21 protein-coding genes are annotated in these 18,911 nt (G+C 50.5%); 5 read left to right on the forward strand and 16 right to left on the reverse strand.

Features of this window, described 5'->3' with window-relative positions; translation table 11 throughout:
* Positions 1 to 182: 182 nt before the first annotated feature.
* The gene (gene mltF, locus HEN21_RS07430; protein ID WP_000734182.1) at positions 183 to 1,739 is read left to right on the forward strand and encodes a membrane-bound lytic murein transglycosylase MltF; all 1,557 of its coding nucleotides are present in this window, start codon (positions 183 to 185) and stop codon (positions 1,737 to 1,739) included.
* A gap of 145 nt (positions 1,740 to 1,884) precedes the next feature.
* On the opposite strand, the gene tadA is transcribed toward mltF, so the two are convergent.
* Both tadA and yfhb read right to left on the reverse strand, forming a co-directional pair.
* Positions 1,885 to 2,388 carry a tRNA adenosine(34) deaminase TadA gene (tadA, locus tag HEN21_RS07435; RefSeq protein WP_016231845.1) on the reverse strand — a complete coding sequence of 168 codons (504 nt, stop codon included), beginning with the start codon at positions 2,386 to 2,388 and terminating at the stop codon, positions 1,885 to 1,887.
* 57 nt (positions 2,389 to 2,445) lie between these two features.
* Complete coding sequence (gene yfhb / locus HEN21_RS07440; RefSeq protein ID WP_000190662.1) at positions 2,446 to 3,081, reverse strand: phosphatidylglycerophosphatase C; 636 nt, start codon at positions 3,079 to 3,081, stop codon at positions 2,446 to 2,448.
* Positions 3,082 to 3,289: 208 nt separating this feature from the next.
* Between yfhb and HEN21_RS07445 the strand changes: the two genes are divergently transcribed.
* Both HEN21_RS07445 and yfhL read left to right on the forward strand, forming a co-directional pair.
* A complete protein-coding gene (locus HEN21_RS07445; protein ID WP_001013777.1) occupies positions 3,290 to 4,138 on the forward strand; it encodes a MurR/RpiR family transcriptional regulator in 849 nt (282 codons plus the stop codon).
* A 55-nt stretch (positions 4,139 to 4,193) separates the two neighbouring features.
* Positions 4,194 to 4,454, forward strand: a complete 261-nt coding sequence (yfhL, locus tag HEN21_RS07450) for a 4Fe-4S dicluster ferredoxin YfhL (protein WP_001196294.1) — start codon at positions 4,194 to 4,196, stop codon at positions 4,452 to 4,454.
* A 190-nt stretch (positions 4,455 to 4,644) separates the two neighbouring features.
* Here the strand turns inward: yfhL and shoB are convergent, their stop codons facing one another.
* The 13 genes from shoB to rseD all read right to left on the reverse strand — a co-directional run bounded on the left by shoB (position 4,645) and on the right by rseD (position 14,834).
* Complete coding sequence (gene shoB, locus HEN21_RS07455) at positions 4,645 to 4,725, reverse strand: type I toxin-antitoxin system toxin ShoB (protein ID WP_000128779.1); 81 nt, start codon at positions 4,723 to 4,725, stop codon at positions 4,645 to 4,647.
* A 441-nt stretch (positions 4,726 to 5,166) separates the two neighbouring features.
* The gene (gene acpS / locus HEN21_RS07460) at positions 5,167 to 5,547 is read right to left on the reverse strand and encodes a holo-ACP synthase (RefSeq protein ID WP_000986022.1); all 381 of its coding nucleotides are present in this window, start codon (positions 5,545 to 5,547) and stop codon (positions 5,167 to 5,169) included.
* Positions 5,547 to 6,278 carry a pyridoxine 5'-phosphate synthase gene (pdxJ, locus tag HEN21_RS07465; protein ID WP_010349139.1) on the reverse strand — a complete coding sequence of 244 codons (732 nt, stop codon included), beginning with the start codon at positions 6,276 to 6,278 and terminating at the stop codon, positions 5,547 to 5,549. The genes acpS and pdxJ overlap by 1 nt, the downstream gene beginning before the upstream one ends.
* Positions 6,279 to 6,289: 11 nt before the next feature.
* Positions 6,290 to 7,018 (reverse strand): DNA repair protein RecO, encoded by a 729-nt coding sequence (gene recO / locus HEN21_RS07470; RefSeq protein ID WP_024257370.1) that lies wholly within the window; start codon positions 7,016 to 7,018, stop codon positions 6,290 to 6,292.
* 131 nt (positions 7,019 to 7,149) lie between these two features.
* Complete coding sequence (gene era, locus HEN21_RS07475) at positions 7,150 to 8,055, reverse strand: GTPase Era (protein WP_000020738.1); 906 nt, start codon at positions 8,053 to 8,055, stop codon at positions 7,150 to 7,152.
* Positions 8,052 to 8,732, reverse strand: a complete 681-nt coding sequence (gene rnc / locus HEN21_RS07480; protein WP_001068343.1) for a ribonuclease III — start codon at positions 8,730 to 8,732, stop codon at positions 8,052 to 8,054. Before rnc ends, era begins: the two co-directional genes overlap by 4 nt.
* A gap of 272 nt (positions 8,733 to 9,004) precedes the next feature.
* Positions 9,005 to 9,979 carry a signal peptidase I gene (gene lepB, locus HEN21_RS07485; RefSeq protein WP_000002532.1) on the reverse strand — a complete coding sequence of 325 codons (975 nt, stop codon included), beginning with the start codon at positions 9,977 to 9,979 and terminating at the stop codon, positions 9,005 to 9,007.
* A 15-nt stretch (positions 9,980 to 9,994) separates the two neighbouring features.
* The gene (gene lepA, locus HEN21_RS07490; RefSeq protein ID WP_000790174.1) at positions 9,995 to 11,794 is read right to left on the reverse strand and encodes a translation elongation factor 4; all 1,800 of its coding nucleotides are present in this window, start codon (positions 11,792 to 11,794) and stop codon (positions 9,995 to 9,997) included.
* Between the two features lie 197 nt (positions 11,795 to 11,991).
* Entirely contained in the window at positions 11,992 to 12,471 is a 480-nt protein-coding gene (gene rseC / locus HEN21_RS07495; RefSeq protein ID WP_000589062.1) for a SoxR-reducing system protein RseC, read from the reverse strand.
* Entirely contained in the window at positions 12,468 to 13,424 is a 957-nt protein-coding gene (gene rseB / locus HEN21_RS07500; RefSeq protein WP_000812043.1) for a sigma-E factor regulatory protein RseB, read from the reverse strand. Before rseB ends, rseC begins: the two co-directional genes overlap by 4 nt.
* Positions 13,424 to 14,074: an anti-sigma-E factor RseA gene (rseA, locus tag HEN21_RS07505; protein ID WP_001168448.1), complete on the reverse strand. Its 651-nt coding sequence runs from the start codon at positions 14,072 to 14,074 to the stop codon at positions 13,424 to 13,426. The genes rseB and rseA overlap by 1 nt, the downstream gene beginning before the upstream one ends.
* 32 nt (positions 14,075 to 14,106) lie before the next feature.
* Positions 14,107 to 14,682 (reverse strand): RNA polymerase sigma factor RpoE, encoded by a 576-nt coding sequence (rpoE, locus tag HEN21_RS07510; protein ID WP_001295364.1) that lies wholly within the window; start codon positions 14,680 to 14,682, stop codon positions 14,107 to 14,109.
* Positions 14,679 to 14,834 carry a rpoE leader peptide RseD gene (gene rseD / locus HEN21_RS07515; RefSeq protein ID WP_032147913.1) on the reverse strand — a complete coding sequence of 52 codons (156 nt, stop codon included), beginning with the start codon at positions 14,832 to 14,834 and terminating at the stop codon, positions 14,679 to 14,681. The genes rpoE and rseD overlap by 4 nt, the downstream gene beginning before the upstream one ends.
* A gap of 255 nt (positions 14,835 to 15,089) precedes the next feature.
* Here rseD and nadB point away from each other — a divergent pair, with 255 nt between their 5' ends.
* Complete coding sequence (nadB, locus tag HEN21_RS07520) at positions 15,090 to 16,712, forward strand: L-aspartate oxidase (RefSeq protein ID WP_176252255.1); 1,623 nt, start codon at positions 15,090 to 15,092, stop codon at positions 16,710 to 16,712.
* On the opposite strand, the gene trmN is transcribed toward nadB, so the two are convergent.
* Positions 16,697 to 17,434 (reverse strand): tRNA(1)(Val) (adenine(37)-N(6))-methyltransferase TrmN, encoded by a 738-nt coding sequence (gene trmN / locus HEN21_RS07525; RefSeq protein ID WP_010349146.1) that lies wholly within the window; start codon positions 17,432 to 17,434, stop codon positions 16,697 to 16,699. The genes nadB and trmN overlap by 16 nt on opposite strands.
* A 131-nt stretch (positions 17,435 to 17,565) precedes the next feature.
* Here trmN and srmB point away from each other — a divergent pair, with 131 nt between their 5' ends.
* Positions 17,566 to 18,900, forward strand: coding sequence for an ATP-dependent RNA helicase SrmB (gene srmB / locus HEN21_RS07530; protein ID WP_000219187.1), 1,335 nt, complete (start codon positions 17,566 to 17,568; stop codon positions 18,898 to 18,900).
* Positions 18,901 to 18,911 lie beyond the last annotated feature (11 nt).

Below are 18,911 nucleotides of genomic sequence, written 5' to 3' on the forward strand. Positions count from 1 at the left end.
GACGAAACCGTTTGCGTGGAAATAAAATCACCAGCGTGAATTAGCAACGCGTGCCGCCAATGGCTGTAATAAGTTGCCAACTGGCGCAGGTTTACGCAAAATGCCGCTCATTTATGAGTAAACCTTTCACTATTATTACGTTTTTTCAAGCTGGGACGCGCACGACACAGAGAATTAACTAATTGAAAAAATTAAAGATTAATTATCTGTTCATCGGCATTCTGGCACTGCTTCTCGCGGTCGCTCTTTGGCCATCCATTCCCTGGTTTGGTAAAGCCGACAATCGTATCGCCGCCATACAAGCGCGGGGAGAGTTGCGTGTGAGCACTATTCATACTCCCCTGACATATAACGAAATCAACGGTAAACCTTTTGGCCTGGATTACGAACTGGCAAAACAGTTTGCCGATTACCTCGGCGTAAAACTGAAAGTCACCGTACGGCAGAACATCAGCCAGTTGTTTGACGATCTCGATAACGGAGATGCCGATCTGCTGGCAGCGGGACTGGTCTATAACAGCGAAAGGGTTAAAAATTATCAGCCTGGCCCAACCTATTATTCCGTTTCACAACAACTGGTCTATAAAGTGGGTCAGTATCGACCACGGACGCTGGGCAATCTGACGGCAGAACAGTTGTCCGTCGCTCCAGGGCATGTTGTCATTAACGATCTGCAAAAACTGAAAGAGACTAAGTTCCCGGAATTAAGCTGGAAAGTGGACGACAGAAAAGGATCTGTGGAGTTAATGGAAGATGTTATCGAAGGTAAGCTCGATTACACCATTGCCGATTCTGTCGCTATCAGCCTGTTTCAGCGCGTTCACCCGGAACTTGCTGTGGCACTGGATATCACCGATGAACAACCGGTGACCTGGTTTAGTCAATTAGATAACGATAATACGCTTTCTGCGGCTCTGCTCGATTTCTTCAATGAAATGAATGAAGACGGCACACTGGCGCGTATTGAAGAGAAATATCTCGGACATGGCGATGATTTTGATTACGTTGATACACGCACATTTTTACGCGCCGTTGATGCGGTACTGCCGCAGTTAAAGCCTCTGTTTGAGAAATACGCCGAAGAAATTGACTGGCGTTTGCTGGCCGCTATTGCTTATCAGGAATCGCACTGGGATGCGCAGGCCACTTCGCCGACCGGTGTACGCGGCATGATGATGTTAACCAAAAATACCGCGCAAAGCCTGGGCATTACCGACCGCACTGATGCCGAACAAAGCATCAGCGGTGGCGCGCGTTACTTGCAGAATATGATGAGTAAAGTGCCAGAGAGCGTGCCAGAAAATGAGCGGATCTGGTTTGCGCTCGCCGCCTATAATATGGGCTATGCACATATGCTGGACGCCCGCGCCCTGACAGCAAAAACCAAAGGCAATCCTGACAGTTGGGCCGATGTCAAACAGCGTCTGCCTTTACTTAGCCAGAAACCCTATTACAGCAAGCTGACTTACGGCTATGCGCGTGGGCATGAAGCCTATGCTTATGTCGAAAATATTCGTAAGTATCAGATTAGCCTGGTGGGTTATCTGCAAGAGAAAGAGAAGCAGGCTACAGAAGCGGCGATGCAGCTGGCGCAGGATTATCCGGCGGTATCACCCGCTGAATTGGGTAAGGGAAAATTTCCCTTTCTCTCGTTTCTTTCGCAGTCGTCATCTAATTATCTGACGCACTCCCCTTCTCTACTGTTTTCCAGGAAAGGGAGTGAAGAGAAGCAAAATTAATCTGTAGATTGCGGACAAAGTGCGCTTTGTTCATGCCGGATGCAGCGTGAATGCCTTATCTGGTCTACAAAAACACTTAAATTCAATATATTACACAGCCCTGATAAGCATAGTGCATAAGGCAATTTTGCATTTGTCATCAGCCTCAACCCGTCAAGGGTTGCGCTTTTTTCTGCGCTTTGATTTCCTGGCGGCGCATTCGGAAAAAATCGCTGAGTAGCGCCGCGCACTCATCCGCCAGTATTCCTTCCGTAATTTCCACTCGATGATTCATACCAGGATGGTGCAATACATCCATTAATGATCCGGCAGCGCCAGTTTTCGCATCACGCGCGCCAAAGACTACGCGACCAATACGGCTGTGGATCATCGCTCCGGCACACATCACGCATGGCTCCAGCGTGACATACAACGTGGCGTCGATCAGGCGATAATTCTGCATCACCAGCCCTCCTTGCCGCAGCGCCATGATTTCTGCATGTGCAGTAGGATCATGACGTCCTATCGGACGATTCCATCCTTCGCCGATTACGCGATTGTTATGCACTAATACCGCGCCGACCGGCACTTCTCGCTCGTCCCAGGCACGTTTCGCCAGCGTCAGCGCATGACGCATCCAGTATTCGTGGCTAAATTCGACTTCAGACAAAAAGAAAACTCCGGTTATAAAAGCGCGGCGCATTATACACGGACGCTATGCTTTACTCTATTCCAGTTGCTGGAGTTCACCGCGAGGCGTTACCCGCCAGCGATGCTGACAAAAATAGAGTAGCGGATTGTCCTGATTACTGTCGCTATAGCCACTGTACAGCCGCAGCGGTGTGCCGATTTTGCGTTCCAGTTGCGCGACCTTTTCATGGCCAAGACAGCGCATAGTCAGCACCCAGCCGCCATAGCCGCGCTGGATCTGACTGGCGATAAGATTAACGCGTGGCAGCCACGGCGTATCGAAATAAACCGCTTCGACCAAAGCCTGAGGGGAACCGGTAATCAACCAAATGTCAGCATCGGAGCTTAGCAAATAGCTGGTCAGACGTTCCTGCACTAGCGGGAACGCCGTAACATTGTCGCGAAACCAATGCACGAAATCGGCTTGTAACGCCTGTAAACGTGCTTCGCTATGACCAAAGGTACAGCCCCACAGCAGCAGACTCATCGGCCAACGTGCCGCTCGCCCCTTGATTAATAATGCAATGACAATGACCGGCAACAGCGGCAGAACAAGTAACGCATTCAGCGGCTGTCGGCGCAGTAAGTAGCGCAGAAAACTGCCGAACATATCCTGTTGATGCAATGTTCCATCTAAGTCAAAAAACACCACACGACGCTCGTGAGTTGCCAAACTATACCCCTCTGGACTAATACATCCTGATTAATTTTCACTACCAGATAGCCTAACAGATAGATCATCACTTTTCCGGCAACAATCTATCGCATAATGGTTGACTGGAATTTTTAATTCATGGCAATTAACTTTGATGGAATATAATATTCTCTCGCTTGTGTCTCATATTGCCTGTTGTCGCCATTAATTCATCGCGAGGAAAGATATGAACGGCTTACTTCGTATCCGTCAGCGTTACCAGGGGCTTGCCCAGAGTGATAAAAAGCTGGCGGACTATCTCCTGCTACAACCGGACACTGCCCGCCACCTTAGTTCCCAACAACTGGCCAACGAAGCCGGAGTCAGTCAGTCCAGCGTAGTGAAGTTCGCGCAAAAACTTGGCTATAAAGGTTTTCCGGCACTTAAATTGGCGTTAAGCGAAGCTCTGGCAAGCCAACCGGAATCGCCCTCCGTACCCATTCATAACCAAATTCGCGGTGATGATCCGTTACGGCTGGTTGGCGAAAAGCTGATTAAAGAAAATACGGCTGCCATGTACGCAACACTGAACGTCAATAGTGAGGAGAAGCTACATGAATGCGTGTCGATGCTTCGTTCTGCGCGACGGGTTATTCTGACTGGTATTGGCGCTTCCGGTCTGGTGGCGCAGAATTTTGCCTGGAAGCTGATGAAGATTGGTTTTAATGCTGCCGCTGAGCGTGATATGCACGCGTTGCTTGCAACAGTGCAAGCTTCGTCACCGGACGATTTGTTATTAGCCATCTCATACACAGGTGTACGGCGCGAGTTAAACCTGGCAGCAGATGAAATGCTGCGAGTGGGTGGAAAAGTGCTGGCAATCACCGGTTTCACCCCCAATGCCCTGCAACAGCGCGCTTCTCATTGCCTGTATACCATTGCCGAAGAACAAGCGACAAACAGTGCTTCGATCTCCGCATGTCATGCTCAGGGAATGTTAACGGATTTGCTGTTCATTGCGCTGATCCAGCAGGATCTGGAACTGGCACCAGAACGTATTCGTCATAGTGAGGCGCTGGTGAAAAAACTGGTTTGAGTAAAGAATGCGCGTATAATGCCCGCCCGGTTTGTGTTGTTTTGAGAGTTTCCTTATGGCGCTGTTAATCACTAAAAAATGCATCAATTGTGATATGTGTGAACCCGAATGCCCGAATGAGGCGATTTCGATGGGTGAACATATCTACGAGATTAACAGCGACAAGTGTACCGAATGCGTAGGTCATTACGAGACGCCAACCTGCCAGAAAGTGTGCCCGATCCCCAATACTATTGTGAAAGATCCGGCGCATGTTGAAACAGAAGAACAGTTGTGGGACAAGTTTGTGCTGATGCATCATGCGGATAAGATTTAGTATTTTTCCTCTGGAGCAGGATATTGCTTATTCACTCGTGTAAAAACGAAATTATTATATTTATTTTTATGATGTCATTAATAAAAACATTCATTAAATGAATTTCGATAATATCTGCGCAGACACTTAATTATTATTAAAGGCGCGTCTGGCTGGTTAAGCCGACGCGCCTTAAGTACGTTTCCTGATGTTACAAGAACAGAAGGATCAGCTGTAAAACAGCAATGACGACTTTAATAACCCGTTTAATAAGGTATCGACAATCAGTCATTCGTTTTTCCTTAAACAAGGAATGCAGCCGTTCAGATTAGCCCTTACATCTCCCCAAAACTGAACGTGCGAGTTATTGAGGGTACATGCTGCACTCCGCACCAGAGCTTTGACGACACCACTCGTTTCAATGGGGGAATTCAGTGATATGGTGTAAAGCACAGCAAAATCTCCAATAACGAAGCCAATTTTAAAGTGCTTATGAATTGGCAGTCACGTTAATCTTTCCATCGATATCGAATTCTTCGTCAAGGCTCGAGTTTTTATGCTAAAGATTGCAAGTTGCTTGTAAAAGATAACCCCCCTGATCCATAATCACTCCCGTTGAGGGTGCGTGCTGCACAATATTATTTAAGTTATAAAGTAAAACCCCCGTTCCTTACCAGTTCGGGGGTTTTACTTTTTAAAAGAACGGTATTATTTAGGTGTTCGAGAAAGAGTTTTAACTTTCAATTATTACCGTGGCGCAAGCATAGTGGCGTTCATCTGCCAGCGTCACATGCATATGTGCGACACCCAGCTTTTCTGCCAATTTTAACGCCTCGCCCCACAACCGCAGCCGTGGCTTGCCGAGTTCATCGTTGAACACTTCAAACTGATTAAATGCCAGGCCATTGCGGATCCCAGTACCAAACGCTTTTGCCGCCGCTTCTTTCACGGCAAAACGCTTCGCCAGAAAACGCACCGGCTGATGGTGCGTTTTCCAGATCTCCCATTCATGATCGCTTAATACGCGTCGTGCCAGGCGATCACCGGATCGAGCGATCACCGCTTCAATGCGAGCGATCTCTACGATATCCGTGCCTAAACCTAATATTGCCATTAGCCACGCGCTTCCAGCATCAGACGCTTCATTTCTGCCACGGCATCTTTCAGTCCGGTCATTACCGCACGACCAATAATGGCATGTCCGATATTCAGTTCGTGCATCTCAGGGATGGCGGCGATGGCTTTCACATTGTGATAGGTCAGACCGTGACCGGCATTAACTTTCAGACCGAGGCTTGCGGCAAAGGTCGCAGCTTTAGTAATACGCGCCAGCTCTTGCGCCTGTTCAGCATCAGTTTTGGCATCGGCGTAACAACCGGTGTGGATCTCGATAAACGGTGCGCCAACCTCAGCGGCAGCTTTAATTTGTTCTTCATCGGCGTCGATAAACAGAGAAACCTGGATCCCGGCATCTGCCAGACGTTTGCAAGCATCGCGCATTTTGTCACGCTGACCCGCAACGTCCAGGCCGCCTTCGGTTGTCACTTCCTGACGCTTTTCCGGCACCAGGCAGCAAAAATGCGGCTTCGTCTCAACGGCAATCGCCAACATCTCTTCAGTCACCGCCATTTCCAGATTCATGCGGGTATCCAGCGTCTGACGCAGGATTCGCACATCGCGGTCGGTAATGTGGCGACGATCTTCGCGCAAATGCACGGTAATGCCATCAGCACCCGCCTGCTCGGCAATAAACGCCGCCTGTACCGGGTCTGGATAAGCAGTACCACGCGCATTACGCAGCGTTGCGATATGGTCAATGTTGACGCCTAACAGTAATTCAGCCATGACAATCCTCATCAGTCATTATGTGTTTTCACCGTTCGCTTAGGCATAAACTGCCGGAACAGTTCCCTGCTTTTTAAAGGTTTACCGCCAAGATAAGGCTTAAGCGCCATGCGGGTAAAGCGTTTCGCTGCTCGCAATGTGTCGGCGTCAGGAAATTCCCGCGCATGTAACGCTTTCAACTGCCTCCCGGTGAACGTTTTATTATCGATAACCACACTGGCAATAAAACCTTTCTCTTCGCGATAACGATACGTCATGGTGTCATCTACCGGCTCACCGCTACCTGCGCAATGGGTAAAGTTGACCCCATAACCCAAATGCCCGAGCAACGCCAGCTCAAAGCGACGCAACGCCGGTTCTGGCGTACCAGTGGCACCTGCCAGAGACTGAATGCAGTGCAAGTAATCGAAAAAGAGTTCCGAGAAGCGCGTTTCGTATTCCAGGACGCGGGAGAGAAGTTCGTTGATGTACAGACCGCTGTAAAGCGTAACACCACTTAATGGCAGCGCCAGCGAGACAGCTTCGGCACTGCGCAGCGTTTTGACTTCACCGCGCCCGCCGAAGCGTAGCAAGAGAGGTGTGAAAGGCTGCAATGCGCCTTTCACGGTAGAACGTTTTGAACGTGCACCTTTAGCAACCAGACGCACGCGTCCCGATTCCTCCGTGAAGACGTCCAGCATCAGGCTGGTTTCGCTCCACGGGCGACTATGCAGGACAAATGCGCGCTGCCAGCCTTCCATCATACTCGTCGCCTTTCAAGTTGCAGGTGCCCTGGCTGCAACTGTTCCCCCTGGTCACTTACTTTAGTAAGTGACCAGGGATTCACGGTCTTGCCGCCTTCCTGCACCTCGAAAGTCATAGAGTGTGCTAATTAGAGATCGTCAACGTAACCGAGACTACGCAGCGCACGTTCGTCGTCGGCCCAGCCGGATTTCACTTTCACCCACAGCTCAAGGTGGACAGGCGCTTCGAACATTTCCTGCATGTCTTTACGCGCTTCAATCCCGATGGTTTTGATCTTGGCCCCTTTGTTGCCAATCACCATCTTCTTCTGCCCTTCGCGCTCAACGAGAATCAAACCGTTGATGTCATAGCCGCCGCGCTCATTGGTGACAAAACGTTCGATTTCCACGGTCACGGAGTACGGCAGTTCTGCACCGAGGAAACGCATCAGTTTTTCGCGGATGATTTCAGACGCCATAAAACGCTGTGAGCGATCGGTGATGTAATCTTCCGGGAAGTGATGGGTCGCTTCCGGCAGATGTTTACGCACGATTGCCGCAATAGTGTCCACATTCAGCCCGGTTTCGGCAGAAATCGGCACAATATCGAGGAAATTCATCTGGCTTGCCAGGAACTGCAGATGCGGCAGAAGATCGGCTTTTTCCTGCACGTTGTCCACTTTGTTCACCGCGAGGATCACCGGCGCTTTGCCATCACGCAGCTTGTTGAGCACCATTTCATCGTCCGGCGTCCAACGGGTGCCTTCAACGACAAAAATCACCAGCTCAACGTCGCCAATGGAGCTGCTCGCCGCTTTGTTCATCAGGCGGTTAATGGCGCGTTTTTCTTCCATATGCAGACCTGGGGTATCGACGTAGATCGCCTGATACGCGCCTTCAGTATGGATACCCACAATGCGGTGACGGGTTGTCTGCGCTTTGCGGGAAGTGATGGAGATTTTCTGCCCCAACAGTTTGTTCAGCAGTGTGGATTTGCCAACGTTCGGGCGTCCGACGATGGCAATAAATCCGCAGTAACTTTTATCGATGCTCATTCCAGCTCCAGTTTTTTCAACGCCTGTTCGGCGGCAGCCTGTTCAGCCTTACGGCGGCTTGAACCTGTGCCAACCACCGGTTCGCTCAGGCCGCTAACCTGGCAGTGGATAGTAAATTCCTGATCGTGCGCTTCGCCACGTACCTGAACTACCAGATAAGTTGGCAGAGGCAGATGGCGCCCCTGCAAATATTCTTGCAAGCGCGTTTTCGGATCTTTTTGTTTATCGCCTGGGCTAATTTCGTCCAGACGGGTTTGATACCAGTTAAGGATTAATTTCTCGACGGTCTGAATATCGCTGTCGAGGAATACGCCGCCAATTAATGCTTCGACGGTGTCAGCAAGAATCGACTCGCGACGAAATCCACCGCTTTTAAGTTCACCCGGCCCTAAACGTAAGCACTCACCTAACTCAAATTCACGCGCCAGTTCTGCCAGCGTATTGCCACGGACCAGCGTGGCGCGCATCCGGCTCATATCCCCTTCATCCACACGAGGGAAACGGTGATACAGCGCATTGGCGATAACGTAGCTCAAAATAGAGTCGCCTAAAAATTCTAAACGCTCGTTATGTTTGCTGCTGGCACTACGATGGGTTAATGCCTGCTGCAACAGCTCCTGATGATTAAAAGTGTAGCCCAGCTTCCGTTGAAGCCGATTAATTACGATGGGGTTCATGCGATACCAATAAATAAATGCGTCAACAATTCAGCACACGAAACAGACCTGATATGCAGGGTTCTGCTAACAGCTTTGCAGCAGTTTCAGTTGACCTGTATATGGGGACCAACGCTGTTTCGTGTGCCGTGGCGACCTGGAGGTGCCAACCTTAAACTTCGGGGGAATATTCTATACACAACGACGGGGGATGTCGTTAGCCACGGGAGATTTATCTCATAAATAATTCACGTTGTCGCCATAACGGCGACAACGTGAACGGATAACAGCAATTAGTGAATGCCACCAATGCGACTTAAGCGCACGCCTGTCGGCCATTCACCTTCTTGCTTATCGAAACTCATCCAGATAGCCGTTGCCCGACCGACCAGATTCGCTTCCGGCACAAAGCCCCAGTAACGGCTGTCCGCGCTGTTATCGCGATTATCACCCATCATGAAGTATTGCCCTGGCGGAACAATCCAGGTTGCCAGTTGTTGTCCTGGTTGCTGGTAATACATCCCCACCTGATCCTGCGCAATCGGCACGGTCAGGATACGATGCGTTACATCGCCCAGTGTCTCTTTACGTTCAGAAAGACGAATACCGTTTTCTTTAGTTTCGTTTTTCGGCACCTCAAAGAATCCGCTGGTTGCTTCCCCGCCGTTACGACGTGAGAAGGTCTGTACGAAATCGCTCGGCTCCACGTTGGAATAGGTGACCGGCAACGCGTTTTCGCACGCCTGACCGGAACTGCATCCCGGTTGAATAGTCACCTCTTTCGCTACCGGATCGTAAGTGACTTTATCGCCCGGTAATCCCACCGCACGCTTGATGTAATCAAGCTTTGGATCTTCCGGGTATTTAAAGACCACAATATCGCCACGTTTCGGATGACCGGTTTCGATCAGCGTTTTCTGGTAGATAGGGTCTTTAATGCCGTAAGCAAACTTCTCTACCAGAATAAAGTCACCGATTAACAGAGTCGGCATCATCGAACCTGACGGGATCTGGAACGGTTCATAAATAAACGAACGCACAATCAATACGATAGCCAGCACCGGAAATACAGAAGCGCCGGTTTCCAGCCAACCAGGCTTCGGCGCAACTTTTTTCAGCGTTGCTTTATCCAGTGAGTCCCCGGCAGCCGCTTGCGCCGCTGCCTGACGTTCCCGCCGTTTAGGTGCGAAAAAGAATTTATCCACGCACCACAAAATGCCCGTCACCAGTGTGGCAATCACCAGAATCAGGGCAAACATATTCGCCATGCCAACTCCTAATGGTTATTTGTTGTCTTTGCCGACGTGCAGAATGGCGAGGAACGCTTCCTGCGGCAGTTCGACGTTACCGATCTGCTTCATGCGTTTCTTACCTTCTTTCTGCTTCTGCAGCAGCTTTTTCTTACGGCTGATATCGCCGCCATAACATTTAGCCAGTACGTTTTTACGCAGCTGTTTCACGGTGGAACGCGCAATGATGTGCGTTCCAATCGCAGCCTGAATGGCGATATCAAACTGCTGGCGGGGGATCAGATCTTTCATCTTCTCCACCAGCTCGCGACCACGGTTTTGCGAATTATCACGGTGGGTGATCAACGCCAGCGCATCAACACGTTCACCGTTGATTAAAACGTCAACACGCACCATGTCGGACGCCTGGAAGCGTTTGAAGTTGTAATCCAAAGACGCATAACCACGCGAGGTAGATTTCAGGCGATCGAAGAAGTCGAGTACCACTTCCGCCATCGGGATCTCATACGTCAGTGCCACCTGGTTCCCGTGATAAACCATGTTGGTCTGTACGCCGCGTTTTTCTACGCACAACGTAATGACGTTACCAAGATACGCCTGCGGCAGCAGCATGTGACACTCTGCTATCGGCTCGCGCAGTTCATAGATGTTATTCACCGCTGGCAGCTTAGACGGGCTGTCGACGTAGATAACTTCTTTCCCCGTAGTTTCTACTTCATACACTACTGTCGGAGCGGTAGTAATCAGGTCAAGATCGTACTCGCGTTCCAGACGTTCCTGAATAATCTCCATGTGCAGCAGGCCGAGGAAGCCACAGCGGAAACCAAAGCCCAGTGCTGTAGAACTTTCCGGCTCGTAGAACAAAGAGGCATCGTTGAGACTCAATTTACCCAGCGCATCGCGGAAGGCTTCATAGTCGTCGGAACTTACCGGGAACAGACCGGCGTAAACCTGCGGTTTAACTTTCTTAAATCCTGGCAGCGCCTTTTCTGCCGGATTACGCGCCAGCGTTAAGGTGTCACCGACTGGTGCGCCGTGAATATCTTTAATCGCACATACCAACCAGCCTACTTCGCCACATTTCAGCTCTGTACGGTCAACTTGCTTCGGCGTGAAAATACCCAGACGATCGGCGTTATAAGTCTGCCCGGTACTCATGACTTTCACTTTGTCGCCCTTACGCAGGGTGCCGTTTTTAATACGGATAAGTGAAACAACGCCCAGGTAGTTGTCGAACCAGGAGTCGATAATCAGAGCCTGCAACGGGCCTTCCGGATCGCCTTCCGGCGGTGGGATGTCGCGCACCAGACGTTCGAGAACGTCCTGCACACCAACGCCGGTTTTCGCCGAGCAACGCACTGCGTCGGTGGCGTCGATTCCAACGATATCTTCAATTTCTTCCGCAACTCGTTCAGGATCGGCTGCCGGCAGGTCAATCTTGTTCAGTACCGGCACTACCTCGAGATCCATTTCCATTGCGGTGTAGCAGTTTGCCAGGGTTTGCGCTTCTACGCCCTGCCCGGCGTCAACCACCAGCAATGCGCCTTCACAAGCGGCCAGCGAACGCGATACTTCATAAGAGAAGTCCACATGACCTGGGGTGTCGATAAAGTTAAGTTGATAGGTTTCGCCATCGGACGCTTTATAGTCCAGCGTCACGCTCTGCGCTTTGATAGTTATGCCACGCTCACGCTCAAGATCCATGGAATCGAGAACCTGTGCCTCCATTTCACGGTCAGACAGGCCACCGCAGATCTGGATAATACGGTCAGACAGCGTCGATTTACCGTGGTCAATGTGAGCTATGATCGAAAAGTTACGTATATTCTTCATAAAGTATGATTATTGTGCCTTAATGCCCGGTTAACCAGGCTTTTAGAAGTCGCTGTTCTGAGCTTAACGTCTGTATTAATAGAAACGCCGCATTCTACACTACAACATTGAGGCGAGGAAATGTTCATACCGTATGGATTGTGGTATCTGGAAACGTCCTCGCATTTGTTATGCAAAATACAACAAAGCCAGTGAAATCACTGGCTCGCGTCTTCCGAAGATGTTTCAAATCGCACAAGGCCAGGCGGCAATGCCACGCTTAAGATGACAGGTTGCCATTCTGCCCGGGCAGCAAACTTACGTGAGTATCCACGCGCAATGAGGAATCCGCCAACGCCGCCGAGAATCGCACCGCATAATGCTGCAATATCTGAAGCAAAGAGTAGCTGAAATAACGAAGCGATGAGGAATAATCCCACTAGCGGCGACATATAAACCAGTAATGCGGAGCTGAGCAGGCTGCCTTCGGCGATTCCTAATTCCACTTTTTGCCCCGGCACTAACGGCTCATCACAGGGTACGACGATGGTATGTGTGGTTTGCGGGCCAAGTTTATTCAACACGCGGCTACCGCAACCAGCACGGGAAGCGCAGCTGCTGCATGAGGCTTTGACATCACAACTGACCAGCGCCTGCCCGTTTTTCCAGGAGACGACAGTGGCCCACTCTTTAATCATTGCCCTGCCCCAAACTTAATATTCTCGGCAATGCGCTTCGCCGTTTGCGGTGGCAGTTCACCAACAATGGTGATTTCGGCGTTATCACGTACGCTGGTACTAACGGTTCTGCGTCCGGTGCGCAACATCTGGTCGGTGCTCGATGGCGTAGCACGGTTAACGTTTACCGAAAAGCTGAATAATCCGTCGGAATAGAGACGTGATTCGATAGGCATGTTGTCCATCGTCGGTAGCGGACGCCGACTGCTGGAAACTTCGCTAAACCCCTGTGGCAACCAGGTTGGAGCCCAGTTAAATTTGGCTTTTTCCCCCACTGGTACAGAAAGCAGCGGTGGCAAGTTCGCCTTCGCCAGCGTCTGCATACTGCTGCTGATATCCTGATTGACGTTGAAAGCAATCACACGGAATTGTTCCAGCGTTTCACCATCGCGATCAAGGAGATCTACCCGCATCGGTAATTTCGATTCGGTATCCATCCATACGATGTAGCTGTAGCGTGTGCCATCACGGGCGACTACGCGGATTACCTCACATAAGCGGTCGGCAATACGCGTGCGCCCCACGGAGATAAAGTCGTAGTAAGGAGAAAGGCGTTTGAAATCGGTATAGATGAGCGATGGCAGAGAATCAACAATGTAATCGCCATTAAGTGTGAACGGTTCAAGGCCCGGTTCAAAATAGCTGATTTCATTGCCGCGCTGTACCACTTCCCGACGCGGCCCATCCATTTGCAACAACTGTGCAAGAGGACGGTTATCGAGGCGTGCATGTCGATAACGCAGGGACTCAACACCTTGTTTATTGATGCTGATGAATGACAGCTCGTAATTCAGTGACTGACTAGCCAGGTTCATCTGCTGTAATAACGCCCCGGACGCAGGGGTGGCCGAGGCGTTAGCAGAGAATAACAGGCTACCTGTCACTAATGACATGGCAAACCAAAGTTGCTTCATTACTGCGATTGCGTTCCTAAAGTTTGAATTCCTGGCACCTGTACAGCGGCTTGCTGTGTTTGTGCCTGCTCAAACTGAAGCTGTTCGGAGTGAAGTCGACGTTGCAGTTCGTAATCCTGTAACATGGCATTAATGCGACGACGCTGCTCCTGTACCTGCTGCTGTTGACCATTATTCGCGGTCGCTTCAGAAGGCACTCCCAGACTTACCGGACTGGCTTTACCCATCATCGGCAGAGTATTAAATACCGGAGTTTCGGGCTGCTGGGACGTTTCAGATTGTCCATTATAGTGCTGGACGCCAACGATAACTGCAAGCGATACACACGCCGCTACGCCCATTTGGGTAAGCTGTGCCGCCCATGGACGTACTTTCTGCCAAAATGGCATTTTCTGCCATTGATGCGGTGCAGGCTGAGCCTCTGGGATCAATGTCGTCGGTTGACGTACTGGCTCTTCTTCAATGGCAGCCATCACGCGGGAAGAGATATCGAAATGAAGCACCTCGGGAGTATCACCCCGCATAGAGTCACGGATTAAGTGATAGTTTTCCCAGGTTTTCTGCATTTCCGGGTTGTGAGCCAGTTCGTTAAGCAGCTCACTATCCAGCGTTTCGCCATCCATTAAAGCGGAAAGTTGTTCTTTCTGCATGCCTAATACCCTTATCCAGTATCCCGCTATCGTCAACGCCTGATAAGCGGTTGAACTTTATTATCAATAGCTTCCCTCGCTCGGAAGATACGTGAACGCACCGTACCTACCGGACAATCCATGATAGCGGCTATCTCTTCATAGCTCAGGCCATCCAGCTCCCGCAAGGTTATTGCCATGCGTAAATCTTCCGGGAGGGACTCAATAGTTCGGAAAACTATCTGTCTCAGTTCTTCTGACAACATTAAGTTCTCAGGGTTCGAAATTTCTTTTAGCGCGCCGCCACTTTCGAAGTTTTCAGCTTCAATGGCATCCACATCACTGGAAGGTGGACGACGCCCCTGAGCAACCAGGTAATTTTTTGCCGTATTAACAGCAATCCGATACAGCCATGTATAAAAAGCACTATCTCCCCGGAACGAATCCAGCGCACGATAGGCTTTAATAAAAGCTTCTTGTACCACATCGGGAACATCACCCGACGGCACATAGCGGGAAACCAGACTCGCCACCTTATGCTGATAGCGCACTACCAGTAAGTTAAAGGCTTTCTGATCTCCCTTCTGGACCCGCTCAACCAGAACCTGGTCCGTTAACTGCTCGCTCATCCGAGGTAAAATCTCCCCAAACCAAATTTCCACGCGCTATCGAAACGCCACTCCATTAGCTGCAATTTGAGCAAGCAAAGGGTTAGAGTGTCTCGTTTTTGTAAAGTTCCGTAACGCATCTGTTTTTGTTTGTCATGCTGTAGACGGATCATTATCTATCATTATAAGTCTACAGAATCTGAATAACGCATTATCTGTGTAGAAATGCCCATTTAACTGCCTGAAGAGTAACCCAACGGCCTTTTTATTTCACCACCTAATCCTCCGCCGACGATCAACTTCTCTTTTTCCCGCCTCCCTGAATCAACATGTTTAGCCCATGCAACAAACATCAAAATAACAGGTGTTTAATTATACAACATGATGCTATGCTGGCCGAACGGTGTTTAGTAAATTAAACAATCAAAATGAATATTTTCCCTGAACATTCTTGTGATGTGTTGATTATTGGTAGCGGTGCCGCCGGGCTTTCACTGGCGCTACGTCTGGCGGATAAGCATCAAGTCATCGTTCTAAGTAAAGGTCCAGTTACAGAAGGCTCGACGTTTTACGCCCAGGGCGGAATTGCCGCCGTGTTTGATGAAACTGACAGCATCGATTCACATGTGGAAGATACCTTAATTGCTGGTGCCGGAATTTGCGATCGCCATGCTGTTGAATTTGTTGCCAGCAATGCGCGTTCCTGCGTGCAATGGTTGATCGACCAGGGGGTGTTGTTTGATACCCACGTTCAGCCAAATGGCGAAGAGAGCTACCATCTGACCCGTGAAGGTGGACATAGTCACCGTCGTATTCTTCATGCCGCCGACGCTACTGGTAAAGAAGTAGAAACCACACTAGTGAGCAAGGCGCAGAACCATCCGAATATTCGCGTGCTGGAACGCAGCAACGCCGTCGATCTGATTATTTCTGACAAAATTGGTCTGCCGGGTACGCGACGGGTTGTTGGCGCATGGGTGTGGAATCGCAATAAAGAAGCGGTAGAAACCTGCCACGCAAAAGCGGTAGTGCTGGCAACCGGAGGCGCATCGAAAGTTTATCAGTATACCACTAATCCTGATATATCCTCCGGCGATGGTATTGCCATGGCCTGGCGCGCGGGTTGCCGGGTTGCTAATCTAGAATTTAATCAGTTCCACCCTACCGCACTGTATCATCCACAGGCTCGAAATTTCCTGTTAACGGAAGCCTTACGTGGCGAAGGCGCTTATTTGAAACGCCCGGACGGTACACGATTTATGCCCGAGTTTGATGAGCGCGGCGAACTGGCCCCGCGCGATATTGTCGCCCGCGCCATTGACCATGAAATGAAACGCCTCGGCGCGGATTGTATGTTCCTCGACATCAGCCATAAGCCCGCCGATTTTATTCGTCAGCATTTCCCAATGATTTATGAAAAGTTATTGGGGCTGGGCATTGATCTCACGAAAGAGCCTGTGCCAATAGTGCCCGCTGCGCACTACACCTGCGGTGGCGTGATGGTAGATGATTATGGGCGTACCGACGTTGATGGCCTGTATGCCATTGGTGAAGTCAGCTATACAGGATTACATGGCGCTAACCGAATGGCCTCTAACTCATTGCTGGAGTGTCTGGTCTACGGCTGGTCGGCAGCGGAAGATATTGCAAAGCGTATGCCTTATGTGCGCGGCGTCAGTACGTTACCGCCGTGGGATGAAAGCCGCGTTGAGAATCCTGATGAACTGGTGGTGATTCAACATAACTGGCATGAGTTACGCCTGTTTATGTGGGATTACGTGGGCATTGTACGCACAACAAAGCGCCTGGAGCGCGCCCTGCGGCGGATCAATATACTGCAGCAGGAGATAGATGAATATTATGCTCACTTCCGTGTGTCGAATAATTTGCTGGAGCTGCGTAATCTGGTGCAGGTTGCCGAGTTGATTGTTCGCTGCGCGATAATGCGCAAAGAGAGTCGGGGCTTGCATTACACGCTGGATTACCCGGAGCTACTCACGCATTCCGGTCCATCGATTCTCACCCCCGGCAATTATTACATAAACAGATAAAAAGCCTGGGTCAGCGCCGTATACGCTTCGGAATAGTTCTGGTCTGGCCCACGAATCACTAAGCGATCGCTAAAACACTCCCCCGCCTGTGGGGAGAATGCCAGCAGCACCCGATGCGGCAGTCGCGCTTCGTTTTCCGCCACATCCGTCCGTAAACGTAAATGCCAGCCCATATTTAACGCCAGTTCAGTAAAACCATTACCGATCTGTTCTGGCAGCACCACGCAGAAAAATCCCTCTTCGGTAATGCATTCTGCCGCGCAAGTGAGCAACGTCTGGTGATCAAGCGTAGTGGTATAGCGCGCCTGCTCCCGCTGTGGTGTTGCGCACTCTACTCCCTGCTGATAATACGGCGGGTTACTGATGATTAAATCAAAGCGCGTTGTCTGCTGGGTAAGCCACTGCTGAATATCCCCCGTATGGACGTTAATCCGCTCTGCCCACGGGGACTGCGCGATATTTTTCTGCGCCTGGGCAGCCGCTTCGTTTTCAATTTCAACCGCATCGATTATCACGCCATCATCGGTGCGCTGCGCCAGCATCAAAGCCAATAACCCGCTACCGCTGCCGATATCAAGGCAGCGTTTTACCCCAGCCACAGGAGCCCATGCGCCCAGCAAAATTCCATCCGTTCCCACTTTCATTGCACAGCGATCGTGTGCGACAAAAAACTGTTTAAAAGTAAATCCATTACGACGAAGCACGGATGTAGACTGTGACATGAAAATAAAACCTTGCTGGAAAAACGGCGATAGCACCGGGTAAGAACAATACCTGAGAAGCGATATCCATACAAACAGATGAAGATTGCAGCCGTAACGTCTATAATCAGCGCCCCACACAGAGGTAGAACATGACTGTAACGACTTTTTCCGAACTTGAACTCGACGAAAGCCTGCTGGAAGCACTCCAGGATAAAGGTTTCACTCGCCCGACCGCCATTCAGGCTGCCGCCATTCCGCCTGCGCTCGATGGCCGTGATGTACTCGGTTCTGCGCCGACAGGCACCGGTAAAACGGCGGCGTATCTGCTGCCAGCGTTGCAGCACCTGCTCGATTTCCCGCGTAAGAAATCCGGTCCGCCGCGTATTTTGATCCTCACCCCAACTCGCGAACTGGCGATGCAGGTGGCCGATCATGCCCGCGAACTGGCGAAACATACGCATCTGGATATCGCCACCATCACTGGTGGCGTGGCTTATATGAACCACGCAGAAGTGTTCAGCGAAAACCAGGACATCGTGGTCGCCACAACCGGTCGTCTGCTGCAGTATATAAAAGAAGAGAACTTTGATTGCCGCGCGGTTGAAACACTGATCCTCGACGAAGCAGACCGTATGCTGGATATGGGCTTCGCCCAGGATATCGAACATATTGCTGGCGAAACTCGCTGGCGTAAACAAACCCTGCTCTTCTCAGCAACGCTGGAAGGCGATGCCATTCAGGATTTTGCTGAGCGTCTACTGGAAGATCCAGTGGAGGTTTCTGCGAATCCGTCCACTCGTGAGCGCAAAAAAATTCATCAGTGGTATTACCGTGCCGATGACCTTGAGCATAAAACCGCGTTGCTGGTGCATCTGTTAAAACAACCAGAAGCGACCCGCTCAATTGTGTTTGTGCGTAAGCGTGAGCGTGTGCATGAGCTGGCAAACTGGCTGCGCGAAGCGGGCATCAACAACTGCTATCTCGAAGGTGAGATGGTACAAGGCAAGCGTAACGAAGCGATCAAACGCCTGACCGAAGGTCGTGTTAACGTGCTGGTTGCAACCGATGTTGCCGCACGCGGTATCGACATTCCGGATGTCAGCCACGTCTTTAACTTCGATATGCCGCGCAGTGGCGATACTTATTTGCACCGTATCGGGCGTACCGCTCGCGCTGGTCGTAAAGGTATCGCTATCTCGCTGGTTGAAGCTCATGACCATCTGCTGCTGGGTAAAGTTGGCCGTTATATTGAAGAGCCAATTAAAGCTCGCGTAATTGATGAGTTACGCCCGAAAACGCGTGCGCCAAGCGAGAAACAGACCGGCAAGCCATCGAAAAAAGTGTTGGCAAAACGCGCCGAGAAGAAAAAGGCTAAAGAGAAAGAGAAGCCACGGGTGAAAAAACGCCATCGCGATACCAAAAATATTGGTAAGCGCCGCAAACCAAGCGGAACGGGCGTGCCGCCGCAAACGACAGAAGAGTAATCATAATGCCG

It is taken from the genome of Escherichia sp. 93.1518 (genome assembly GCF_013368915.2).
Taxonomy (GTDB): domain Bacteria; phylum Pseudomonadota; class Gammaproteobacteria; order Enterobacterales; family Enterobacteriaceae; genus Escherichia; species Escherichia ruysiae.